At 51.5% G+C, this 22,925-nt stretch carries 21 protein-coding genes; 12 read left to right on the plus strand and 9 right to left on the minus strand.

The window, feature by feature from the left end; genetic code table 11:
* The first annotated feature begins 103 nt into the window (after positions 1 to 103).
* The 3 genes from FT643_RS17065 (at position 104) to FT643_RS17075 (ending at position 2,351) form a co-directional block, all read left to right on the plus strand.
* A complete protein-coding gene (locus FT643_RS17065; protein ID WP_156872633.1) occupies positions 104 to 514 on the plus strand; it encodes a YybH family protein in 411 nt (136 codons plus the stop codon).
* 46 nt (positions 515 to 560) lie between these two features.
* The gene (locus FT643_RS17070) at positions 561 to 1,172 is read left to right on the plus strand and encodes an HD domain-containing protein (protein ID WP_156872634.1); all 612 of its coding nucleotides are present in this window, start codon (positions 561 to 563) and stop codon (positions 1,170 to 1,172) included.
* A gap of 183 nt (positions 1,173 to 1,355) precedes the next feature.
* A complete protein-coding gene (locus tag FT643_RS17075) occupies positions 1,356 to 2,351 on the plus strand; it encodes an alpha/beta hydrolase family protein (protein ID WP_156872635.1) in 996 nt (331 codons plus the stop codon).
* Positions 2,352 to 2,381: 30 nt separating this feature from the next.
* Here FT643_RS17075 and FT643_RS17080 read toward each other — a convergent pair whose 3' ends face one another.
* The 6 genes from FT643_RS17080 to FT643_RS17105 all read right to left on the minus strand — a co-directional run bounded on the left by FT643_RS17080 (position 2,382) and on the right by FT643_RS17105 (position 11,351).
* Positions 2,382 to 3,692, minus strand: a complete 1,311-nt coding sequence (locus FT643_RS17080) for a serine hydrolase domain-containing protein (RefSeq protein WP_156872636.1) — start codon at positions 3,690 to 3,692, stop codon at positions 2,382 to 2,384.
* 102 nt (positions 3,693 to 3,794) lie between these two features.
* Positions 3,795 to 5,969 carry a glutamine synthetase III family protein gene (locus tag FT643_RS17085; RefSeq protein ID WP_156872637.1) on the minus strand — a complete coding sequence of 725 codons (2,175 nt, stop codon included), beginning with the start codon at positions 5,967 to 5,969 and terminating at the stop codon, positions 3,795 to 3,797.
* A 270-nt stretch (positions 5,970 to 6,239) separates the two neighbouring features.
* Entirely contained in the window at positions 6,240 to 6,983 is a 744-nt protein-coding gene (locus FT643_RS17090; protein WP_156872638.1) for an ABC transporter ATP-binding protein, read from the minus strand.
* Positions 6,983 to 7,975 (minus strand): FecCD family ABC transporter permease, encoded by a 993-nt coding sequence (locus tag FT643_RS17095; RefSeq protein WP_317622051.1) that lies wholly within the window; start codon positions 7,973 to 7,975, stop codon positions 6,983 to 6,985. Before FT643_RS17095 ends, FT643_RS17090 begins: the two co-directional genes overlap by 1 nt.
* Positions 7,976 to 8,049: 74 nt before the next feature.
* Complete coding sequence (locus FT643_RS17100; RefSeq protein WP_156872640.1) at positions 8,050 to 9,219, minus strand: ABC transporter substrate-binding protein; 1,170 nt, start codon at positions 9,217 to 9,219, stop codon at positions 8,050 to 8,052.
* 26 nt (positions 9,220 to 9,245) lie between these two features.
* Positions 9,246 to 11,351 (minus strand): TonB-dependent receptor domain-containing protein, encoded by a 2,106-nt coding sequence (locus tag FT643_RS17105; protein WP_156872641.1) that lies wholly within the window; start codon positions 11,349 to 11,351, stop codon positions 9,246 to 9,248.
* Between the two features lie 141 nt (positions 11,352 to 11,492).
* On the opposite strand from FT643_RS17105, the gene FT643_RS23945 reads away from it, so the two are divergent.
* Complete coding sequence (locus tag FT643_RS23945) at positions 11,493 to 12,446, plus strand: helix-turn-helix transcriptional regulator (protein WP_156872642.1); 954 nt, start codon at positions 11,493 to 11,495, stop codon at positions 12,444 to 12,446.
* Positions 12,447 to 12,460: 14 nt separating this feature from the next.
* On the opposite strand, the gene FT643_RS17115 is transcribed toward FT643_RS23945, so the two are convergent.
* Positions 12,461 to 12,904, minus strand: a complete 444-nt coding sequence (locus tag FT643_RS17115; RefSeq protein ID WP_156872643.1) for a hypothetical protein — start codon at positions 12,902 to 12,904, stop codon at positions 12,461 to 12,463.
* 165 nt (positions 12,905 to 13,069) lie between these two features.
* Here FT643_RS17115 and FT643_RS17120 point away from each other — a divergent pair, with 165 nt between their 5' ends.
* The 8 genes from FT643_RS17120 to glnG all read left to right on the plus strand — a co-directional run bounded on the left by FT643_RS17120 (position 13,070) and on the right by glnG (position 21,433).
* Entirely contained in the window at positions 13,070 to 13,915 is an 846-nt protein-coding gene (locus FT643_RS17120) for a TonB-dependent receptor plug domain-containing protein (protein ID WP_232340284.1), read from the plus strand.
* 72 nt (positions 13,916 to 13,987) lie between these two features.
* The gene (locus tag FT643_RS17125) at positions 13,988 to 15,037 is read left to right on the plus strand and encodes an arabinan endo-1,5-alpha-L-arabinosidase (protein WP_156872644.1); all 1,050 of its coding nucleotides are present in this window, start codon (positions 13,988 to 13,990) and stop codon (positions 15,035 to 15,037) included.
* Between the two features lie 278 nt (positions 15,038 to 15,315).
* Positions 15,316 to 15,783 (plus strand): hypothetical protein, encoded by a 468-nt coding sequence (locus FT643_RS17130; RefSeq protein ID WP_156872645.1) that lies wholly within the window; start codon positions 15,316 to 15,318, stop codon positions 15,781 to 15,783.
* Between the two features lie 54 nt (positions 15,784 to 15,837).
* The gene (locus FT643_RS17135) at positions 15,838 to 16,071 is read left to right on the plus strand and encodes a sulfurtransferase TusA family protein (RefSeq protein ID WP_156872646.1); all 234 of its coding nucleotides are present in this window, start codon (positions 15,838 to 15,840) and stop codon (positions 16,069 to 16,071) included.
* A 424-nt stretch (positions 16,072 to 16,495) separates the two neighbouring features.
* On the plus strand, positions 16,496 to 17,902 hold the full coding sequence (gene glnA / locus FT643_RS17140) for a glutamate--ammonia ligase (RefSeq protein WP_156872647.1): 1,407 nt from the start codon (positions 16,496 to 16,498) through the stop codon (positions 17,900 to 17,902).
* 123 nt (positions 17,903 to 18,025) lie between these two features.
* On the plus strand, positions 18,026 to 18,547 hold the full coding sequence (locus FT643_RS17145) for a DUF4124 domain-containing protein (protein ID WP_156872648.1): 522 nt from the start codon (positions 18,026 to 18,028) through the stop codon (positions 18,545 to 18,547).
* A gap of 300 nt (positions 18,548 to 18,847) precedes the next feature.
* Complete coding sequence (gene glnL, locus FT643_RS17150; RefSeq protein ID WP_156872649.1) at positions 18,848 to 19,993, plus strand: nitrogen regulation protein NR(II); 1,146 nt, start codon at positions 18,848 to 18,850, stop codon at positions 19,991 to 19,993.
* Between the two features lie 3 nt (positions 19,994 to 19,996).
* Positions 19,997 to 21,433, plus strand: a complete 1,437-nt coding sequence (gene glnG, locus FT643_RS17155) for a nitrogen regulation protein NR(I) (RefSeq protein WP_156872650.1) — start codon at positions 19,997 to 19,999, stop codon at positions 21,431 to 21,433.
* Positions 21,434 to 21,443: 10 nt separating this feature from the next.
* On the opposite strand, the gene FT643_RS17160 is transcribed toward glnG, so the two are convergent.
* Positions 21,444 to 22,067: an NUDIX hydrolase gene (locus FT643_RS17160; RefSeq protein ID WP_156872651.1), complete on the minus strand. Its 624-nt coding sequence runs from the start codon at positions 22,065 to 22,067 to the stop codon at positions 21,444 to 21,446.
* Between the two features lie 31 nt (positions 22,068 to 22,098).
* Positions 22,099 to 22,842, minus strand: a complete 744-nt coding sequence (locus tag FT643_RS17165) for an SDR family NAD(P)-dependent oxidoreductase (RefSeq protein WP_156872652.1) — start codon at positions 22,840 to 22,842, stop codon at positions 22,099 to 22,101.
* Positions 22,843 to 22,925: the final 83 nt, after the last annotated feature.

Raw genomic sequence — 22,925 nt, forward strand, 5'->3', positions numbered from 1 at the left:
AATCCACGCACCCAACTTCCGACAACTGATCCACACCCTACTGTAAGCTGCATCCAACCCATGCCATACTGGCCTGCAATCAACAATAAGATGGAGACGTTTAATGTTTGCAGGATCAATTGAAGACCGAACACTTATTCGTGAACGATACGGCGCTTATAGTGACGCGGTATTTCAGCAGGATGCCGAAGCCTGGCTTGCCAATTTCAGTGACGCCGCCGTTTGGGAAATATTTGGAAAAAAAATCCAGGGAAAATCCATGCTCAAAGCGCAATGGGATGGGCTATGGAAAAACCTGGAAAGGATGGCTTTCTTTTCAGAAATCGGTTCCATTGTCGCACACGACAACAGTGCCACCGCCCGCTTATACTGTCGGGAAATCCTCTTGCTTAAAACCGGCAGCGTAAAAAAAATTACCGGGTGCTACGAAGATGAGCTGATCAAAGTAAACGGCGTTTGGCTCTACTCCAGACGATGCTACTCCGTTTTGATTAACGAAGCCGGACCATCCTGACGGCACAAATTTTCTTACTGCACAGGCTTTCATACCGAGAATTTATATGGACTTCCAACGCTGGAAACAATTGATGCAGCGGCTACAACTACCGCCTAACAAGAACACCTTTGATGCTCTACTAAAATCCTACTCCGAACCACACCGCCACTATCACAACCCAATCCATATTGATGCCACACTAAAACAGCTGGATTGCGTACAGTATCTGGCAGAACAGCCGGATGAAATTGAGCTGGCGTTATGGTTTCACGACGCCATCTATAACCCGGTGTCATCCAGCAACGAACTGGACAGTGCCGATTGGGCTGCGGGTTTTTTAAAACAACATGCCGTAATACAAGACCGCATTGACCGGGTGCACAATCTGATTATGGCGACCCTCCACTGTGCGAGCTTGAAGCAGGCAGACGAAACCCTGATGGTGGATATCGACCTGACTATTCTGGGCAGCCCGGAATCCGCTTACGAACAGTTTGAATGTAATGTTCGCGAAGAATATAAATGGGTGCCAGAACCGCTATATAAAGCTAAGCGAAAGGAAATATTGCAAGGCTTTGTTGATCGCGAACGAATATACCACACAGACTACTTTCATAATCACTTGGAGGTTCGGGCAAGACAAAACCTGAATAAAGCAATCCGTAATTTATCCTAAAGCGTAAACGAATTCGTTGCACCACAGCCTGATCAATCCCTTGTACCCTGGACCATGACTTTGTGCCTGGGCCCAATGTACACTGGGGTTATGGGTCACAGCACCCACTTATAAGCCTACAAATTGAATATCGACACAACCAAGAAAAAACAATAATAAATACAACTGAAGGATTTACCTGCCATGAAAGCGATTTTAAAAAAAACGGCTCGTCCCTATATTTGGATTAGCCTTATCATGTTCGCGTTATCTTTTATCAGTGGCTGCCAGAAGCCCATCGATCCGGGCCCACCGCCGCAGACCACCCCCGAGCCAACGGCACTGGATGAACCGGGCTCGTATTCGGTCAGGACATTTGATACCGGATTCAACAATGACAGAGGATCATACGGCGCCACAATTTACTACCCGGAACAGGCAGACAACACACCGGCTATCGCATTCTCACCCGGCCTCGGTGCCCGAAAGCAATACTATACGTGGGTTGGCAATCATCTGGCATCCCACGGTTACACCGTGCTTATTTTTACGGTTCCCATGCCCTTCACTTTCAAAACCACTCAACACGAAGCGGGGTTTGCCAGCGCCTTCGAGACCCTGGAAAAAGAAAACAATGACCCGGACAGCCCGCTGTACACCCACCTCGATCTAAGCAAACGAGCCATCATGGGCCATTCACTGGGCGGCGCAGCAACGATTAAAGCGGCTGTTTATATGGATCTGAGTGCGGCCGTGGCACTCGCTCCGGCAATTAACCCCGCAAGCTCTGGCAGCAACGCAACACTGAGCGATTTTCCGATCCCCGGCGAGACTGCGGTAAAGACTCCGCTGCAAATTCACGCAGCTAACTATGACTGCATAACCGGCGATAAAGACGCCATCGCATTTTATGATGCTTTGGATTTCAGCCCGAAACAGGTGATCAATATCAATGGTGGCAACCACGTCGGTTTTAATGACGCATCCAGTATCGCCAACACGGGGGGGCAATCTTTCGATTGCAGTGCATTGATTGACACAACAGATCATTTGCAACGCTTATCCCGCCGCTATTTCACCGCTTGGCTGGATTACCATCTTAAACAAGACAGAAATGTTGGAGCTTATCTCTTCGGTTCATCGGCGCAACAGGATTTAACCTCCCGGTTACTCACGAAGATGGAGTTTGAGCTGGATTAATATCGCAGATTCGAAATTCGGGACTTCCTTCTACTCCGGTGGTAATCGGTCCAATATATTCAGAATAAAGTCCTGCATATCGAAATCACCGGGCTGCGCGCTAAAACCAAACCGCACCACCACTACATCGTGCTGCGGCAGTGCAACGGTGTAGCGATCGTAGGAACCAATAAACGCAAACGTATCCGCGGGCAAACCAGGAAACAACGATTGCCCGCGGTTCAACCAGATACCCGCGCCGTAATCAAAATTGGTGGCGCTGGGTCGGAGACTGTAATCAACCCACTCCGCGGACAATACCCTTTGCCCTGCCAATATGCCCCCATGCATATATAGCGATGCCATTGCCGCCCAGCCGCGAGTGGTAAGATACACACCTTCGGCTAATAAAGGTATCTGGCCGGTTGGCCCGTATTCCAGTGCGAATGTCTCACCCAAATACCAACCGGGATCAAACCAATCCCGCATTTGCACCAGGCCTGTGGCGATATTCATATAATCGCCGCTGGAATAATTGAATTCAGAGCCAGGCTGTACCGCCAAGGGTCTAGTTCTGGCATAAACAGACGGCGCCGGATTATTGTAAAGCATTTGCCCCTGGTCATTGTCCGCCCCGATTGCAGCTTCATGCCACAACAATCCACTGCTCATCCGCAAGCTGTCATCCCAGCTAATTGCGCCGCGCTCGTCAGTGGACCAATCAGCCAACAGCATCGGCTCATTCACGTTCAATCTCTGCTGATCTGCCAACCTACCCACCAACAGGTTGGCAAAACTTTTTGACATTGAAAACCCTTTTAACGCAGAGGCAGCGCCAATGCCATCACGATACACTTCCCCCACCACCTGATTTCGGTGTAGCACCAAGATGGCCGTGGTGTGTTCCGGTGCTCCCACGGCAATTACCTGTTTCAGATAATTCTGTATCTCACTGTGCTGGTTGGTAACGTCCACAAACTCGGCTTTTACATAGGAAGTTATTTTCTGCGGGCTATCGTTGTGTGTGCTGGCTTGCCTGGAAACACCAGCGTAGTCATTGCGGCACACACTCACTTCCTCGGATACGATGGGCATCGCAGTTTCGATGTTTAACCAGGCAAACCAATTATTACGAACCGATACCGAAGCCTGGTCTGCCACCATAATCGTCCAGCTATTTTTTAACGGCGGTGCTATGTTACTTACGTAATCAATCGCTGCAGATTCACTGTATCCTTCCTGCCAAATTGCACCACACACATTCTTTGCAATATAACGACTTATCAAAGGCAGATCTTTCCCGTGGTCGCACCCAATCAAAGCCAAAATCAAAATCGCGCACAACCCCCATTTTTTGCCCATGACTTCCCCCGTTTTTATTCTTATTTTGAGTATTAATTTGAAATCAAACGAGGGATTATAACAAGCACTGCGATTTATAGATTAATAGAACTGCATAAAAATTTATTTAATGAACAGCATCTCCCGATATTTCGGCAAAGGCCATAACTCGTCGGCAATTTCGCATTCCAATAGATCACCATGCTCCCGGATTTTGTCCATCAACGGCCGGATAGTAAAGGCGCAGTGATTCATATGGGCATCCGTAGAATCGAAATCGTGTTGCGCCAGGGCATCACTGAGTTCAGCTACGGCTGTCATCATGGCATTGCTTTCTTCCGCAATGGTTTTGGCCGTGCTGGCGTCCACAGTGATGCCTAACCCGGAGCCTTCTGATACCACCGCCAGTAAATCCGACAAATAGCTCATAGCTGTGGGATAAATCGTGGTTTTGGCCATATCTATCACCAACTTGGCTTCTACTTCGATAGATAATATGTACTGTTCAGCATAAACATCAAAGCGGCTTTTTAATTCCACCGGGGTTAACACACCGGTGCTTTCAAACAATTCTACGATGGAGGGATCACGCAAATACGGTAGGGCATCGGCTGAAGTGGGCAGATTTTTCAAGCCGCGCTCTTCCACCGCTTTGGTATGCCATTCAGAAGAATACCCGTCCCCACCGAACACCACGTTGCCGTGCTCATCCATGAGTTTTTTGAGCACAGTGATCACAGCCAAGACCTGATTCGAATCGGTGCTTAACGCTTTCTCTAACTGGTCCGCTACCCACTCCAGTGAGTCAGCCAGGATGGTGTTCATAGCAACCAGGGGGCCGGATACAGACTGAGACGATCCCACTGCACGAAATTCAAAACGGTTTCCGGTAAATGCAAAGGGCGAGGTTCGGTTACGATCACCCGGATCGCGTTCGAATTTCAGGATCTGATCCAAACCCAGGTCCATCAAACCACCACTGGCGGTGGCTTCGAGCTTGCCTTCTTTGATATCCAGAAACAGCTTTTCAAGCTGATCGCCCAAATAGACTGAAATAATGGCGGGTGGTGCTTCATTGGCGCCCAGCCGATGATCATTGGAGGCAGTAGCAATAACCGCCCGCAACAGCGGTCCATAGGTGTGTACACCGCGGATTACCGCACCACAGAACAACAAAAAGTTCAGGTTCTCGTTTGGCGTATTACCGGGATCAAGCAGGTTGCCCTGGGTCGCATTACCCACAGACCAGTTCACATGTTTGCCCGAACCGTTCACACCGGCAAACGGCTTTTCGTGTAACAAACACATAAAGCCATGCTGCTTGGCTGTCACCTTCAAAATGGTCATCATCAATTGCTGATGGTCCGATGCGACGTTGGCCGACTCAAAGTACGGGGCGATTTCGAACTGTCCGGGCGCCACTTCGTTATGGTGAGTTTTGGCGGGAATGCCCAGGCGATACAATTTGTTTTCGAAGTCCTGCATAAATACCTGAACCCGCTCAGGTATGGCCCCAAAATAATGGTCATCAAACTCCTGGCCTTTGGCGGGTGCTGCACCAAACAAAGTACGTCCTGCCAACAGCAAGTCCGGCCGGGCGTTGGCAAACAAAGCATCTACCAGGAAGTATTCCTGCTCGGCACCGCAACTGGAATTCAGTGTCGCAATCTCCGTTTCCCCCATCAGTGACAACACTTTTTGCGCCGCTTCATTCATCGCGCAATTCGACCGCAACAAGGGGATTTTCTTGTCCAGTGCTTCTCCGGTCCAGGACATAAATACACTGGGGATCATCAAGGTAGCACCGTTGTCGGTCTCCATGATGTAAGCCGGACTGGTCGGGTCCCAGGCAGTATAGCCGCGGGCGGCATTGGTCATGCGCAGGCTGCCATTAGGGAAAGAGGATCCGTCCGGTTCGCCTTTTATTAATAAGCTTCCGGTGAATTCGGTTATGGCCGCGCCATCCGCATTGGTGATTATAAAACCGTCGTGCTTTTCAGCGGTTGCGTTGGTCATGGGATAGAATATATGGGAAAAGAACTTTACCCCTTTCGACATTGCCCAGTCTTTCATGGCAGCGGCGACCACATCCGCGGTCGCGGGGTCTAAAGCGGCCCCTGTCTGCACGGTATTCTTAATAGCTTTGAACGCTTTCTTGGACAGGGAATCTTCCATGGTCGCGAGATTAAATACATCGCACGCCCAGATCGATTTCAAGGTGTCCGGCATTTCCACCGACATAGGTACACGCTTGGTAATCTCGTTAATCGCTTGAACTCGGGCTGAATTTCCACTCATTGGTCTTTTTCCTCGGCTATCCGCCTTGCACTATATTGGTATTTTGAAGAGACAGGCAAAAAACGATCCACCTTTGCAAATGCGAAGTAAATCTCCGACCAACAGCATCCAAACCGGTGTTTTTAAATCAAAGCCGGTAAAAATCGCGGAATAAGTGAATGCAACAAGCGGGTTTGATTTCAGCGCCCCGCACCAACTCAGCCCCGGGGCTAATTCCCGCGCCAAGCAATGCCCGAAAACGGGCACCACACCAATAGGGATTCATTAGGGTTATAACGGCCGGATAATTTCCACCATGGGGAAACCCTGGCTGCCACACTCAACCCGGGCTTCAACGTTAAATGCTTCCGCTATATAAGCCGGTGTCAGCACCTCTTCAACCGTGCCCACCGCTATCACCCGGCCCTGCTTCAGCAGAACCAGCTTGTTGCAATAGCGCGCCGCCAGATCCAGATCGTGTAGAGCGGCAATCGCCATGCCACCCTGCTCCTTGACCCGGCCCTGTACCAGCCCCAGAACCACCATACGCCAATGCAGATCCAGTGCTGAGGTCGGTTCGTCCAGTAACATGATCGCCGGGTCGCGGATAAGGGCCATCGCCAACCCCACCAACTGCCGCTTACCTCCGGATAAGGAATACATAGGTGACATCGCCACTTCACTCAAACCCAGGCGCCGGAAAAGCACCTCTATTTTGCCTGCAAGCTGCTGGTCCGACCAGGCTAGGCCTAACGACCGGATCGCACTCCACAGCAGCTCATAGGGCAGTAGAGACGATTCTTGCGGCGGATTTTGTGGCATATACGCCAGCTGCGCTTGCAGGTCGGAGTCAAACTCGATCTTTCCCTGATACTTCTGAAATCCCGCCAACGCCCGCATTAACGTCGACTTGCCTGCACCGTTAGGCCCCAATAGACCAATCACATCGCCCTCTTCCGGGGCTGGCAGACTGACATCAAACAGTCGTTGCTGCTTTCCGTAAAACACTTGAATTTGCTCAGCACAGAACATCATTACAACCTGCTGCGCCGGGATAACACCAACAGCACAAATACCGGTACCCCGATAATCGCGGTGAGGATACCCACAGGAACGATGGCTCCCGGTATCAGTATTTTGGATAAAAACGACGCCAGAGACAGAATCAACGCACCACACATTGCGGCACCCGGCACCAGCAAGCGATGGTCTTCACCCAGTAATAACCGCGCGATATGGGGTCCGATCAATCCTACAAAACCGATTGCACCCACAAAGCACACCGCAAAAGCACTTAAAACCGATATACGGGCAATCACCAGCATACGGATGCGCGGAACGTTCAAACCCAGGCTCATCACCTGCGCCTCACCAGCCCGCATCATCGTCATAACCCACACGTGCTGCATACTGAAGGGCAAGATTATGCCGACACAGGCAGACACAATAAGCAGTTCCGTCCAACCCGCTTTCGTCAAATTACCGATACTCCAGAACACGATTTGCTGAACCGCTTCTGCACTGCCCACATATTGAATGGCTGCAGTTAACGCATTACCCAAAAAAAACAACGCCATTCCTAGCAGGATAATACTTTCACGGGCCCCTCCGGTGAGGTGGGAAAATATCAAAACCAGGCCACCGCAAAGCAACGCAAAAAACAGCGCGAGTGCGGGCAGCGCAAATACCAAGCCCGCGCCCACCTCCATGCCGACAGCGGGCACCACGATAATCGCTATACTGGCCCCTAGCGCAGCAAAAGAAGAAATTCCCAGAGTGAAAGGACTGGCCATCGGGTTATTCAATACAGTCTGGGTTTCAATGCCGGCCAGCCCCAACGCTGCACCCACCGCCAACGCAATTAATGCATCCGGCAGTCGCACATCAATCAGAATAATACGATGACGTAATGATAAACTGTCGGGAGCGATGATGCCCTTGAACACATCAGCCAAGCCCAATTGCGCTGGCCCGGCGCTAACATCCAACAACAAGCTACATACGATTGCCAGCAATAATCCCGACACAATAGTTGCCCGCCGCAACCAAAGTTGCCGGTACCGGGATTGAAGAGAGTCTGATTGCATCGCAGGCTTAATAACTATCGGCTGTTCGTTGAGGTCGCACTACCGGACCAATCGAATGGTAAATACTGCGCAAAAATAGTGGACATCGTGTGTTCCGGGTCCAGGTCGGGGAATAACTCCGGATGAATCCAGCGGGCGAACGCGTCCAGCACCACGATATTGAGCGGGGAATTATAGAAGTTATGCCAAATTGCATGGGCGCGCTTTTTTTGCACTGCCGTTAACGCCTGAAACTCTTTCGACGACAGATATTGATCCAGACTTTTTTGAGCAGTCGCGCGGTCCACTCCCAACCCCAGGGTCACGCCATTCTGTCCTTTGGCAAAATCGTCCGGACTGGCGGATGCAGTACCGATCCACACATCCGGATCTTCAACCAATAAAAATTCCATCGTGTGTTTGGAAACCGGACCAGGGGCCACTGCGTCAGCAATGTTATTACCACCGGCAAAGCCCACAAACGGCCCTAACATCCCGTCGGCCATTCCCACACAACAATCAAAGCGGCCAGGATGGGCTTGCAGAAATACACCGGGTTTTGTTTTGGTGTTAGCTACCGTAGCGGCGATGTGATCGCGCTTTTTCTGGTAAAAATCGATGTATTTTTTTGCGTGCTGTTCGGACGCAAATAACTGGCTGAGAATCTTCAGGGAGGGCAGTGTGTTATGCAGAGGGTCCATTCTGAAATCAATAAAGATAACTTTAATCCCCGCCGCCTGTAGCTGATCCAGCAGTTCTTTATTTTTGGAGCCCGGCCCGTGATCCTGAATACCGAAAATGGCGGCTTCCGGTTTCAGGTCAATGAGCTTTTCCACCGACAGGCTGCTTTGGTCATTAGCACCGAACAGCGCAATGTCTTTAGCCTCGGGGAAGCGTTCGAACACTTGCTTTTCCAATTTCGGATAAGCCCAGGACACCGGCTGCATCATGCCTTTTAATCCGCTAACCGGATTACCGGGACGCACCAATGCCAACGCCATTACATAGCGGCCTTCACTCATCACAAAACGCTCTAGCGGCTGTGACAACGTGACTTTACGGCCCACGATATCGGTCACCGTGACCGGAGCAGCCTTCACCTGCGTTGACAGCACAACCCCTAAAATAAAAACGCAGAACAGTCTGGTTAAGGCCTGCCCTGTGCTGTTTAACTTTGCGTTAATCCCGCTACTGATTAAACTCATTTATCAACCTGTTGGAACAATTTCATTTAAAACCGATAACCCACTGACACCTTCACATTGCGACCCGGCTCATAATCCAGCAGGAACAAATCGCCGAACAACGGATGCTTGGATAGCCCGGTACGCGAAGATTGTGATGCATAGTATTCATCAAACAGGTTATCCACCCCCAGAGTCAGATCCAGCCCCTCCCATTGTGCCGGCGTCCAGCGCAGCGAGATGTTATGCACCATATACCCCTCTTTGGCATTATCAAAAGAGGCTCCGTCCAGATCAGCCCCCGCCGGCAGATCATTCACCAATTGCATATCCCAATGCAAATTCAGGTCCCGTGATGCCACAAAATAATCCACGCTCAGGCTACGGCTGTTGCCCTGTTCACGGTCCAGACGTGCACCTTGCAGATAGCTGTATTCAGCAAAAGCAGACAACTCACTGTTGGCGCGGGCATAGGTCCACAGCACACTCAGGTTACGGTAATCAAAACCAATGTAAGCTTCATACCCTTCGTTGGTCATATCACCCACATTATCCTTACCGGAAAAGCCAGTGGTCTGCGACGCTGCATAATCGTAAATGTAGCCGTCTATCTCAGTCTGAAAGAAGGTAATCCCCATACTGAACTGATCCAGACTCCAGGCCGCTTCCTGAAAACCAAAAAACAGCTCGTGGTTATATCCGGTTTCCGCTTCAATATCCGGGTTAGGTGCGTCATCAATACCGGCACCGACAAATATTTCACCCAGTTCCGGCCCTTTGAATAACTGCGTGGTGCTGGCCCGCGCCGAAAAGCCATTGGCAGCTTCGTATTCCAGCGCTAACGCTCCGGTTACGTCATCGTAGGTTTCGGTGACCACAGTGGATTCTATATCGTATACGCTATAGCGCACTCCCGGCGTTACCGAAATACCGTTACCGAAACCAATCTTGTCCTCGATATACAGCGCCGAATCCGTGGCTTCTTCATTGGACTCCACCAAGCCACCGGACAGCGGTTGTGAGCGGTAATTGGTTTCGTATTTCACACTATCCAGCCCGTATACCAGGCCGTGGGTAATAGTACCGTCGATTTCAGTTTTACCGAGAATTTTGATACCGGTGTTATCGGCTTCGCCTTGGGTAATCGCTGCAGAGGCTGCAATAAAACCTGCGGTCGACTGGGACAGGCCACTTTCATCGCGCCAGAACTCACTGGTATTCTGAAAAACCGTGGTTTCAAAAAAAGTGCTTTCCCCGACTTCGACATCGTAATTCAGGGTCAGGGTATCGCGGGTATATTCCGTAGGAAACTCAAGCGGAGTATTCAGGCCCACCGCAATGGCCAGGTCGGTCGACAAGCCCATATCCGGACGGTAACTGTAATCTCCTTCATCGGTGTAGGTTTCGTACCCCAACACCAAACGCTGGCCTTCGGTTATATCCCAACCCAACTTAATCAGGGCATCATCAAGCTCACCCTCCAAACCGCGTACCGTGCCATCAGTGCCAGGCACCACGTTGTCTTGAAAATCCCTGATTTCGCCACCACCCACCTCAAAATTATCGCGCTCTATCAAATTGTAATAACCAAGAATATCGATGCTGTCCGTGATATTGCCATAACCGGTTGCCGAATAACTTTGCGACGCATTGCTGTTAAACGTGTATTTGAGATGAGCCCCCACCTGCTGCCCCGGCATCAACAGTTCATCGGCGGATTTGGTTTTAAAGCGCACTGCGCCACCCAAACCACCGTTCACCACCGAATTATTCCCCACCGCAATCTCGGCGGATTTGAGGATATTGGTGTTGATCTGCAGGTTACCCATATGGTGATACATATAGTTATTCTGATTAGCGCCATCAATGGTGATGTTCAAATCCTTATCGTCCATGCTGCGGATGGTAATGCGCTGGTTGAGGGAATGAGCGCCCCCCACATCGACACCCGGCAGCGGGCGCAACAAATCACTAATATGGTCGGATTGCCGAATGGCGATGGCCTCATCATCCAAATCCACCGATGAAGTATGCACCTCCGTACCCCAGACCTGCACCGCGTCCAGTGTTGCAGCGTCTTCTTGGGCCATCAGCGGGTTGCTCATCCCAGTAACACCGACCAGCAAAGGCCCCAAAACATGACTTTTGTTCATACCCACTCCCAAATAACAGCAAATCGATTTACATAATAAAAATGAGATTCATTATCATCTATGGTATAAAAAACCGGCGGCAGATGCAGTGCTAACTGTTATGCAAAATCGCCAATTGAATGTGAGAGATCGTCAGTGACCGTGAAATCATCAGACTGCGTCAATATGGAAACCCTGAACGGGCTTGCCGGCAATGCCGGTGTCGCCGTTCGCGAACCCAGAATTCGGTCTGGAAGCGGTAACAACAATGTGCTGCAGGGCAGCTTTATGCTGGCACGCTACGATTCCGGCATGATGATTCACACCTGTGACTCCACCGAGCTGGCCGATGTGGATTCCGAATTCGAACTGCCACCCGGCATTGGGGTGACAGCCATTCTGAACGGCGAACTGGAGTTCTTTGCCAACGGCGAACGCCACTACTTTGATGTGCGTGACAGCCGGACACCGCAATGCTTTGCCCTGTTCGGCAACCAACCCCGAACCCTAAAGCGGTGCGTCCGGCAGGGCCGCTACCTACGGAAAATTAATGTGTCGGTGGACAGCTCTTGGCTTGAACGATACATCGGCAACGACGCCCTATTAATAGACCAGACTTCCAATCTACTAAAAGGACCGACTAACCTGGTCTCCTGGCAGGCCTCACGCCGCCTGATTGCGCTGGCCGAACAGATTCTGAACCCCAGCTACCCGACGGCACTACAACAGAGTTTATTGATAGAAAGTCGTGCTTTGGAAATTCTGGCAGACTCCCTGTCGCGCCTAACGGATCAGCAGGACAACTGCCCCAACCAACGGGCCCTGAACCGTGCCCGCGATTACATCGAAGCCAATCTCAGCACCATTGCCGGTATCGGCGAGGTGGCGTGCCATTCCGGTATGAGTGTCAGCACCCTGCAACGACAATTCAAACGCCAATATAAGCGCACCGTGGCGGACTACATACGCCACCGTAGAATGGAATGGGTGCGCAAAGGGCTGGAGCGTGAAGAAATGAGCATCGGAGAGGCCGCCTACCTGGCGGGATACAACCACACTTCCAATTTTGTGACTGCCTATAGGCGGCATTTCGGCACCACACCGGGCCGAAGTTAATGCCGCCCATGATACTAGTGCAGTGTCTGGGATCGCCCCACTTCCATTACCAGGGCCAGCTCTATTTCTTCATTGACTTCCACTTCCGGACGCACTGTCATATCCAGTAAAGGTTGTAAGCGGGAATCCAGTTCCTGCAACGGGATCATCTCGCAAAGCCGGTTACGCACCAATGCGATCAACTGCCCGACTTCACTGACACAGGTATTTTTGCGTAACGCGTAAGCGAATTCGGCCGAGGTTTGCAGATAACGGGCCACAGCCCGCTGATCGCAATCATCACCATTTAACAGGATTTCAGCCGCTTCAAAAGCGTTACCATAGATAACGCTGGCCTCCCCCCATAAGGATTGAACCGCCCGTTGTCTGGCCAAGCATAACGTTTTGGTCCAAAAATTCAGTGCTGCCTGAGGATCACTGGAATAGATTTCACGGTGATGGTCACAGATAAATTTCACAAAAGCTCTCCGCTCTTTAGTTAACCTACCAATTACTCGTTAAGCGCTACGCCGATTTACGCTTGGTATGCCCATCACGCAATCGTCACTTAATCGCATTCTATACACTACCGCCCCAAATGCAAATAAGAATCTATATCATTTGTGTTAGCCGGGGCTTCTGCTTTGGGCGCCACACAGCCGGGCCTGGCCAACGACGATCAAGAAACCCATTCAGCCAAAACCAAAATGGAACAAGTGGTGGTTACCGCAAACCGGGCCGAAAAACCACTCAGCACCATTCCCAACACGGTCACCGTGATTGATGACGACGAGCTGGACCAACAAATCAACATCAACCCAGACCTTTCCACGATTCTGGGTAACATGATTCCCAGCTTTGCTCCCAGCCGCCAAAAGCTCACCGGTTATGGTGAAACCCTTCGCGGCCGCGACCCCTTATATCTGGTTGATGGTGTACCCCAAAGCAATCCACTGCGGGACGGTTCCCGTGACGGCTATACCATTGACCCGCTAATGCTGGAACGGGTTGAAGTACTCCACGGCGCGACCTATAGACTGAATGACAACTGGCGCGTATTCGACATTTACAGCGTGGCTCGTGAGAAGACAGAAATAGACGGCATTGAATTAGTCCTGAACTGGTTCGCATCGGAAGTGGACACCGTTGGTTTACGTTCCTCCTTTATTCGCGGCGAATACGATTCCGATAATGACGGCACCGTGGATTCGGATCTGTCCGGTGCAAACATGTCGCCCAACCGGCTGAATCTTAGCTGGGACCGGATCTGGACAGACCTGATTAGCACCCGCCTGCAAATGAACCACGTTTATAACCGCAACTTCACAGAGCTCGGACGCTCCTATACACCGTCCTGTCAGGGGGCATGGCGTCTCGGTCGAAGTCCGCCGGATCAAAGTCGATCCGGCCAATTTACCACTGACTATAGCCACCCCCCTCGTCCCCGCATGAAAACCTGCTCCAAATACACCAGCATCCGGTGTGCTTAATTAAATTGACTACGCCACCAGAATAAACACACCAATAAAAGCACAAACGGAACCCCCAACGGAGCCTACCCCATGCGCGCCCTTTTTCTACTCAGCAGCCTTTTATTGCCAATTACCGTATTGGCGTTCAACAACCCCACACCCGGTTCGGACCCGCAACCAGAGCCTGATCCACCCACTGGCAACACCTGCGATGTCGGCGAGTACAACCCAAGCAGCCCTCCCGGATCGCTCAATCTCAGTGGAAACCTGATCACCCACGACCCCACCATTATCGAAGACAATGGCACTTACTACATTCTTCAGACCGGATCAGAAGCGGATGGCTTGGTGTTACCGGGCAAACGCTCCACCAACCTGACCTACTGGGAAGGCACTGCTGGCGCATTCCAGCAAGGCAATTCGCCAAACTGGTGGCAACAACGGGTGCCGGGCGTGAAAAACCTGTGGGCACCGGACCTTTCCCGATTTAATAGTCAATTTCACCTGTATTATTCCGTTTCCACTTTCGGGAGCAACCATTCCTGCATTGGACACGCCAGCCGCAGCAGCATGGGCGCGGGAAGCTGGAATGACCATGGCCCGGTCATCTGTAGCACCGATCGCGACAACTACAACGCCATCGATGCCAACATCGTAGTGGACGACAACGGCACCCCCTGGATGTCTTTTGGCAGTTTCTGGGACGGCATCAAAATGGTCATGCTAAACCCCGACGGATCCCGATCAGACAACATCGTACATTCACTAGCATCACGGGGCGGCGGAGCTATCGAAGCACCCGTCATCGTAAAGCGCTGCGGTTACTATTATCTGTTTGTCTCGTTTGACAAATGCTGTGACGGCGCAAACAGCACTTACAATATTCGCGTAGGGCGCGCCACCAGTGTACTCGGCCCCTACATCGACAAACAGGGCCGAAGCATGATGGACGGCGGGGGCACTCAGATCGTATCCGGTAACTACAGCTGGCAAGGACCGGGCCACAATTCGGTAATCTTCAGTGGCAACAAGGCGTACAACCTGTACCATGCTTATCGCGCTTATTCAGGGGAACCGAATTTAAGAATTTCGGATTTGGTTTGGGATAGCAGCGGTTGGCCGGTGGCGACGGGGCCGTAGGAATTCGGCCCCGCTCTACAGATTACAACCACCCGGTTACCTTCGCTGACATAACCCCAAAGCCAATCAAACAGTTGGCCTTGAATTGTTAAAAAGAGTGACCTAACGCCCATTTTTCTGGCCAATAAACATCCAGATCGATAGAGTAGCCAGCAGTCCTATTTGGGGGGAAGTGTCGGCAGCAGCGAGTGTTGTCGGCTATATCAGGAGCCCGGCCGGGCCGGACACAATGATCTGTGCCAGCCCGGCTCAAGGCCTAACATACAAGAAGTTCAGGCATGAAAAATTCATTAATTCTTGGCGCGATTGTTGTAACTTTTCTTTATTTTTATTCCATTAATGGCCTGCCTTTTCAGGAGCGCATTATCAGCTATGGCGAAGCACGCTATGCACTGGATTTTCCGCAACGGGATGTCGAACTTGTTGCTATCGGACAACGCTTTGATACTGGAAAGTGTGAGAAAAACTCGGTCATTGATGAAGTTTATAAAATCTGTGAGAACTCACCGAATTGCTCCGAGATCAAATATGAATGCAAGTCCAAGATGGAGTCAGAATATCAGCGTATGTTCAATCTGGAACAGGCCAGCACCCACTATGTTCATATGCAGGATGTGCAGGATAAGCTGGCAGGCGTCATTTTGTTATGGGGTTTGACGAAGCAGGAATCCCTTGGCTTTTGTCAGTCCCTGGTGGGCAACTTTCTGGCAAAGAAGGATGATGATTTCACCATGCGCTGCATCTGATCAAGAGACCGGTTCTTTCTGAACTCTGGTATGATGTCGGCCGGAGGAGCAAACATGACCGAACATGAACTGGATGCCCGAGGGCTACTGTGCCCGATGCCCGTAATCAAAACCCAGACCGCTATACAGCAATTGCCGGTTGGGGACCATCTTAAAATCCTGGCCACCGATCCCGGCGTGCTTCACGATATTCCTGCCTGGTGCCGGGTCAATGGCCACAAAGTATTATCTACCGATCAGGCGGATCGGGATATCACCGTGGTGATTGAGGTTTGCGAAGGCGATTAGCCCTGCACTTTCTCATGGGGCTTTACTATCAGACCGTATCGGCAATGCACCAGCAGCGAGCATAACGCACCATTATAAAGCGCAGAACAGCAATAACGCCCCACAATAGCGCACTCACCGGCGATGAATTTTTCGCCTTGCGCGTTCTCGCCTGTAGACTTTCCAAAATGAAGCCTCAGGCCCCCTCACAAGCCCCCCACAAAATGTGCAACAAGCCCGTCCGGAAAAAAAACTACCAAAAGCGGGCACTACCCCTTTCAACTCCATATCCAATGGCATATATTTTGCCTTCTTGTGAGGCAAGACCAAACACACCCGAACAGTTTCGGTTGGGGCTGTCGCTTCCCGAGGGGGGACTCGTCAGAAGACTGCTTCCCATGGTCAAACCCCCTAATTTTATAATCCAATCGGAGGACACATCAGAATGTCTGCAAAGACTCTAAATCTTATAAAAGAAAATAATGTTCGCTGGGTCGATCTACGTTTCACAGATTCCCGCGGTAAAGAACAGCACGTCTCTTTGCCGGTGACTGAAGTTAAAGACGACTTTTTTACCGAAGGTAAAATGTTCGATGGCTCTTCCATTGCCGGTTGGAAAGGCATTAACGAATCCGACATGATTCTGCTGCCAGACGACACCACTGCGGTGATCGATCCTTTTACTGATGAAACCACGCTGAACCTGCGTTGCGACATCGTTGAACCTTCCACTATGCAAGGTTACGAGCGTGACCCACGCTCTGTTGGCCGCCGCGCAGAAGAATACCTGGTGTCTACCGGTATCGCAGACAGCGCCCTGTTCGGCCCTGAACCAGAGTTCTTCGTATTCGACTCTGTGAGCTGGAAATCCGATATGAGCGGCTCCATGTACTCTATCTTCTCTGAAGAAGCAGCCTGGGTTTCTCACGAAGAATTTGACCGCGCCAACATTGGTCACCGTCCTGGCGTTAAAGGCGGTTACTTCCCTGTTCCTCCCGTTGACTCACTGCATGACCTGCGTGCTGCTATGTGTTCCGCTATGGAACAAATGGGTCTCACCATCGAAGTGCATCACCACGAAGTGGGAACTGCCGGACAGTGTGAAATCGGCGTTGGTCCCAACAGCCTGGTATACAAAGCGGACGAAGTTCAGATCCTGAAATACTGCGTTCACAACGTGGCTCACGCTTACGGCAAAACGGCTACCTTCATGCCCAAGCCTCTGGTTGGCGACAACGGTTCCGGCATGCACGTGCACCAGTCTCTGGCTAAAGACGGCAAAAACCTGTTCGCAGGGGATGAGTACGCGGGCCTGTCTAAAGAAGCGCTGTACTACATCGGCGGCATCATCAAGCATGCCCGTGCTATCAACGCCTTCACCAATGCGTCCACCAACTCGTACAAGCGCCTGGTACCCGGCTTTGAAGCCCCTGTAATGCTGGCTTACTCAGCCCGTAACCGCTCAGCTTCTATCCGTATACCCTGGGTAAGCGGCCCCAAAGCACGTCGTGTGGAAGTTCGCTTCCCGGATCCCACTGCAAACCCGTACCTGGGCTTCGCAGCCATGTTGATGGCCGGCCTTGACGGCATCAAGAACAAGATTCACCCCGGCGACGCTGCCGACAAGGATCTGTACGACCTGCCAGCAGAAGAAGCCAAAGCGATCCCGACGGTTTCTTCCACTCTGACGATGTCTCTGGACGCACTGGAAGCGGACAAAGACTTCCTGATGGAAGGCGGCGTGTTCACTCAGGACATGATTGAAGGTTACGTAGATCTGAAACGCGGCGAAGTAGAGAAACTGAACATGACAACTCACCCGGTTGAGTTTGAAATGTACTATTCTTGCTAAGCTACACTTAATGCTACTCCGGTAGCCAAAGTGCGAAAAAGCTCCCGAATATGGGAGCTTTTTTTGTATTATGCCGGGTAATATGGTGTCTTAATCAAGAGAACAATTAAAAAGGAACCTGCCATGCGATTTACCCCCACCCTATTGGCCGCAGTGATGGTAATCAGTTTTTCGGCCCAGGCCGAGACCGTATACAAATACACTGACAAAGACGGCAACACCGTATTCACTGACGAGCCTACCAAGGGTGCAGAAAAAATGGATGTTAAACCGGTTGCCACGGTTCCGGCGATTCCGGTACCCAAAAATACTCCGGAAGAAAGCCAGGAAAAAACAGCCTTCGAATACAAGGACATCAAAATCACCTCCCCCCAGCCCGATGAGAATTTCATCAATAACGGCGGCAAGGCCACGGTATCGGTATCACTGGACCCCAGCCTGCGCGCTGGCGACACCATCCAGCTCTATTTTAACGGCATCCCGAAGAGCGAGCCGGTAAGGTCAACCTATTTCCCGTTCGATAATCTGGCACGAGGCTCTTATGCGGTCACCGCGACCGTTCGTGACAAAGATGAAAACGTGGTAGGAAAAAGCGATACCCTGACCTTTTACATCCGTCGCAGCGCCATCCCACAAAAAAAGTAATATAAACGCCAAGTAGTCGGGCACACCAATATCACGGCGCACCAAAATGGTACGCCCACCCCTTCATTTCGGCTAAGATTAACCCTACCTTCACTTAGAAGGAGCCATATCGGGGCACCTGACCCTATACCGCTCCGCAAATAACCGAAACTCTGCCGCTTAACACTCCGGCAGCGCAGTCCAGTGCCTGTTTTTAGACGGCACCCTTTAACTTAATTGCGATCAATGCACCAAACTCTAACTTCTGATTCACAGCTGGTTTGGTTCTTGCATCGTCGGGATATACACGATCGAGGTTCTATGAAAGCAGTGAATACAGTAAGGGTATCAAAGAATTACGAGCTACCCAGCCGGCTTATGGATCACCTGACAACCGCGGTTATGTTGTTGGATGATGACTTGCGTGTGATGTATATGAACCCCGCAGCAGAGCAACTCATGGCGGCAAGCATGTCCCAGCTGCTCGGCACGTCGATTCAGCATCTGTTTCATGACAACGATCAAAGTACGCAAGCGGATCTGCAAAGCGCGTTACGGGATCTGCACCCCTTTACCAAACGTGAGGCGCAGGTATTTATCGGCAACAACCCACAACTGGTTACGATGGATTACACCATCACGCCGATCACTGCATCGAATCAGACACACAGTCTGTTACTGGAGCTGCGCCCACTAGACCGTCTGATGCGCATCAGCCGTGAAGACAACATTCTTAACGCCCATCAAGCCACCCGAGCACTGGTGCGGGGCGTAGCTCATGAGGTTAAAAATCCGCTTGGGGGAATCAGGGGAGCGGCACAACTGCTGGCGAGGGAGCTGCCGGACGGTGCCATGACGGAGTACACCGACATCATTATTGCCGAGGTAGACCGTCTCCGAAACCTAGTGGATCAGATGCTGGGGCCACGCAAGTTACCCAAGCTTGCCCTGGCTAACATTCACGAAGTTCTGGAGCGTGTGCGATCGGTACTCAGCGCAGAGACCGGCGAGCCGGGTTCTACCGACAGCGTACAGATTCACCGCGATTACGATCCCAGTCTGCCCGAGCTATGGGTCGACAAGGATCAAATGATACAAGCCATATTGAACATTGTGCGCAACGCCAAGCAAGCACTGAATGAGTCCGAGGATCAGGCCAATCCCATCGTGGTACTCAGAACCAGGGCATTGCGTCAGTTCACTATTGGCCATGTCCGCCACCGCCTGCTGGTGCTGGTGGAGATAGAGGATAACGGCCCTGGGGTCAGCCGGGAAATGCAGGAAACGATGTTCTATCCGATGGTGAGTGGCCGGGCAAGCGGCACGGGCCTCGGACTTTCAATTTCTCAATCAATAATAAGTCAGCATCACGGGCTGGTGGAATGCGATAGCCGCCCGGGTCAAACCATTTTCAGACTGCTGCTACCACTGGAACAACCAGAGGGGCAATTTAACGTTGGAGCATAAACCATGCACGGACAAGAACACGTATGGATCATAGATGATGATAAATCCATTCGCTGGGTCCTCGAAAAGGCGCTTGCACAAGAAGGCATCCATACCTCTACCTTCGACTCCGGGGACTCTGCGCTCAACAAACTGCGCAACGCCCAACCGGATGTAGTCATTACCGATGTGCGCATGCCCGGCACCGATGGCCTCGGCTTGCTGGCGCATATCCAGGATAATTTCCCCAGCCTGCCCGTGATCATCATGACCGCGCACTCGGATCTGGACAGTGCCGTGCAATCCTATCAGGGCGGTGCGTTTGAGTATCTACCCAAACCCTTTGATCTGGATGATGCCGTCTCCTTGGTGAAACGTGCCATTACCCATAGCCAGGAACAGCAAGGCACATCTCCGGATGCCGTGTTCAACACCAATACCGATATCATCGGCGAAGCGCCGGCCATGCAGGAGGTGTTTCGCGCCATTGGCCGGCTCTCTCATTCCAACATCACGGTGCTCATCAACGGTGAATCCGGTACCGGTAAAGAGCTGGTGGCCAGCGCGTTACACCGCCACAGCCCACGCTCCGAAAAGCCCTTCATCGCCCTGAATATGGCAGCGATCCCCAAAGACCTGATCGAATCGGAATTGTTCGGCCACGAGAAAGGGGCGTTCACCGGCGCAGCGGCTCAACGTCAGGGGCGCTTCGAACAAGCCAATGGCGGCACCCTGTTTCTGGATGAAATCGGCGATATGCCGCTGGATGCGCAAACGCGCTTACTGCGGGTTCTTGCGGACGGTACTTTCTACCGCGTTGGTGGACATACAGCCGTAAAAGTGGATGTTCGTATTATTGCCGCCACCCACCAGAATCTGGAGCAGCTGGTTAAAGAGGGCAAGTTCCGGGAAGATTTATTCCACCGTCTGAACGTGATCCGTGTTCACCTGCCAAAACTCAATGAGCGACGCGAAGACATTCCGCAATTAGCCGGCCACTTCCTGCAAAAGGCCGCCAAGGAGCTTAATGTCGAAACCAAGGTTTTGTTATCCGAAACTGAAGAATACATGATGACGCTGGACTGGAAAGGCAATGTGCGACAATTGGAGAACACCTGCCGCTGGTTAACGGTAATGGCGTCAGGCCGCGAAGTATTGATCAATGACCTGCCTCCTGAGCTGCTGGAAACGCACGGCTCACAAGACGCCTCATCAAACTGGGAACAGGGTTTGCGTGGCTGGGCTGATCAAGCTCTATCCCGCGGTCAGCGGGGATTACTGGACAAAGCCGTACCGGCCTTTGAGCGCATAATGATCGAAACTGCGCTCAAGCACACCGCCGGCCGGCGTCGCGATGCTGCGGAGCTGCTGGGCTGGGGACGCAACACCTTAACCCGTAAAATCAAGGAGCTGGGTATGAATGGGTCTAACTCCGACGATGACGATGAAGGTGACGGGTAAAACAGCGGGGTTAATCAAACTGCGCTGACTTTGAACTAAGCGTATAAAAATCCCAGGCATCCAATAAATCACGGGGCAACACACGCCCCGTTGATAACTCAGGCAACGCATTGCGCGCGAAAAAACGCGCATCAAGGGTTTCCGGCCCATGCTGCAGAGGCTCGCGGTGTTCGCGCTCGCACAAAAAATACAACTTATAAAAGTCCCGGGTATCCGGATCGTATTCCCATTTTGCTTTATGACGCAGGGCATACAAATAACGGGCTTTGACTTTGATACCTGCTTCTTCGAACACTTCTTTTTCTACACTTTCCGCTGCCGACAACCCGACGTCGGCATAGCCGCCCGGTAACGTCCAACGACCATCTTCCTTTTCATGCACCAATAATATTTTATCGTCTTCGATGAGCGCACCCCGCACTTCAACTTTTGGCGTTACATAGCCTTTTTCCATAGGACCGACCAAACCCAGGATACGGGTCACCGGCACTTGACCGAGCTGGCCCAGCATGGTGGTCGCTATATGGGATATTTCCTGGTAACGCTCACGATCAAACGGATCACGAGTGAACTCCGATCCGGTCACGGCCAATGCTTGCAGCCGCTTCGCCATTTTCAACCAACTATCTTCCATGGGGTTATGCTCCGTACTGCGTCAAGCGATATTAAAATGCTTTCTCTACAATTTTATCCGGAAGCATCGGCATCACTTTACCCAATACTGCCCAAGGCATTGCCGGAACAATGATATTGCTGTGATGTTTAAGAATGCCACTTACAATTGCCTTTGCCGCTTTGTCTGCAGGAATCACGAAAGGGAATTTTTCCATACCCGGGGTAAGCTCTGTCTTCACATACCCGGGATGTACGGCAATCACTTCAATACCGTGCTTTTTCAGCTCTATTCGGGTGGCATCCAAATAATTGCTAAAGCCGGCCTTGGAGGCTGAATAGGCGGCGCTGCCCGGAATTCCCTTGAACGCTGAAACCGAGGAAATTCCCACTACCGTGCCGCTTTTTTTCTTCCTGAATATTCTTACGGCCGCATCCACTGTGGCCATACCGCCAATCAGGTTCACCTGAATGACGTTAATGTCCTGGCTGAAGTCGCCTTTGCCGGTGCGGTTAACACCGGTGATACCCGCATTGGCAATCACACAATCAAGGCTACCGAGCGCACGGTGCGCTTGTTCTAATGCCGCAGGCACGGTTTCTGGTTGAGCCACATCCAGACCAATGCATACCACATTAACGTTGCTGTGCTGCGCCTTGATTTCCAACGCCAATTGCTCGAGCAGCTCCGTACGCCGGGCTAACAAAGCCAGACTTGCGCCTTTGCGGGCAAATTCGAGCGCCAGGGCTTTACCAATTCCGGAAGAAGCGCCGGTTATTGCTACGGTTCGAAACATAATCCACCTTCAGTCTGTAGGGAAAATAGAAGCAGCGGCCTAACATAGACTGAAGGGTTTAACACTTCCAACGGGAGGGATCA

It is taken from the genome of Ketobacter sp. MCCC 1A13808 (assembly GCF_009746715.1).
In the GTDB taxonomy this organism is placed as follows: Bacteria; Pseudomonadota; Gammaproteobacteria; order Pseudomonadales; family Ketobacteraceae; genus Ketobacter.

Excerpts from the sequence above, each read along its gene's own strand:
- FT643_RS17065 (WP_156872633.1), top strand. The coding sequence starts at position 104 with ATGTTTGCAGGATCAATTGAAGACCGAACACTTATTCGTGAACGATAC.
- FT643_RS17070 (WP_156872634.1), top strand. The coding sequence starts at position 561 with ATGGACTTCCAACGCTGGAAACAATTGATGCAGCGGCTACAACTACCG.
- FT643_RS17075 (WP_156872635.1), top strand. The coding sequence starts at position 1,356 with ATGAAAGCGATTTTAAAAAAAACGGCTCGTCCCTATATTTGGATTAGC.
- FT643_RS17080 (WP_156872636.1), bottom strand. The coding sequence starts at position 3,692 with ATGGGCAAAAAATGGGGGTTGTGCGCGATTTTGATTTTGGCTTTGATT.
- FT643_RS17085 (WP_156872637.1), bottom strand. The coding sequence starts at position 5,969 with ATGAGTGGAAATTCAGCCCGAGTTCAAGCGATTAACGAGATTACCAAG.
- FT643_RS17090 (WP_156872638.1), bottom strand. The coding sequence starts at position 6,983 with ATGATGTTCTGTGCTGAGCAAATTCAAGTGTTTTACGGAAAGCAGCAA.
- FT643_RS17100 (WP_156872640.1), bottom strand. The coding sequence starts at position 9,219 with ATGAGTTTAATCAGTAGCGGGATTAACGCAAAGTTAAACAGCACAGGG.
- FT643_RS17105 (WP_156872641.1), bottom strand. The coding sequence starts at position 11,351 with ATGAACAAAAGTCATGTTTTGGGGCCTTTGCTGGTCGGTGTTACTGGG.
- FT643_RS17125 (WP_156872644.1), top strand. The coding sequence starts at position 13,988 with ATGCGCGCCCTTTTTCTACTCAGCAGCCTTTTATTGCCAATTACCGTA.
- FT643_RS17130 (WP_156872645.1), top strand. The coding sequence starts at position 15,316 with ATGAAAAATTCATTAATTCTTGGCGCGATTGTTGTAACTTTTCTTTAT.
- FT643_RS17135 (WP_156872646.1), top strand. The coding sequence starts at position 15,838 with ATGACCGAACATGAACTGGATGCCCGAGGGCTACTGTGCCCGATGCCC.
- glnA (WP_156872647.1), top strand. The coding sequence starts at position 16,496 with ATGTCTGCAAAGACTCTAAATCTTATAAAAGAAAATAATGTTCGCTGG.
- FT643_RS17145 (WP_156872648.1), top strand. The coding sequence starts at position 18,026 with ATGCGATTTACCCCCACCCTATTGGCCGCAGTGATGGTAATCAGTTTT.
- glnL (WP_156872649.1), top strand. The coding sequence starts at position 18,848 with ATGAAAGCAGTGAATACAGTAAGGGTATCAAAGAATTACGAGCTACCC.
- glnG (WP_156872650.1), top strand. The coding sequence starts at position 19,997 with ATGCACGGACAAGAACACGTATGGATCATAGATGATGATAAATCCATT.
- FT643_RS17160 (WP_156872651.1), bottom strand. The coding sequence starts at position 22,067 with ATGGAAGATAGTTGGTTGAAAATGGCGAAGCGGCTGCAAGCATTGGCC.
- FT643_RS17165 (WP_156872652.1), bottom strand. The coding sequence starts at position 22,842 with ATGTTTCGAACCGTAGCAATAACCGGCGCTTCTTCCGGAATTGGTAAA.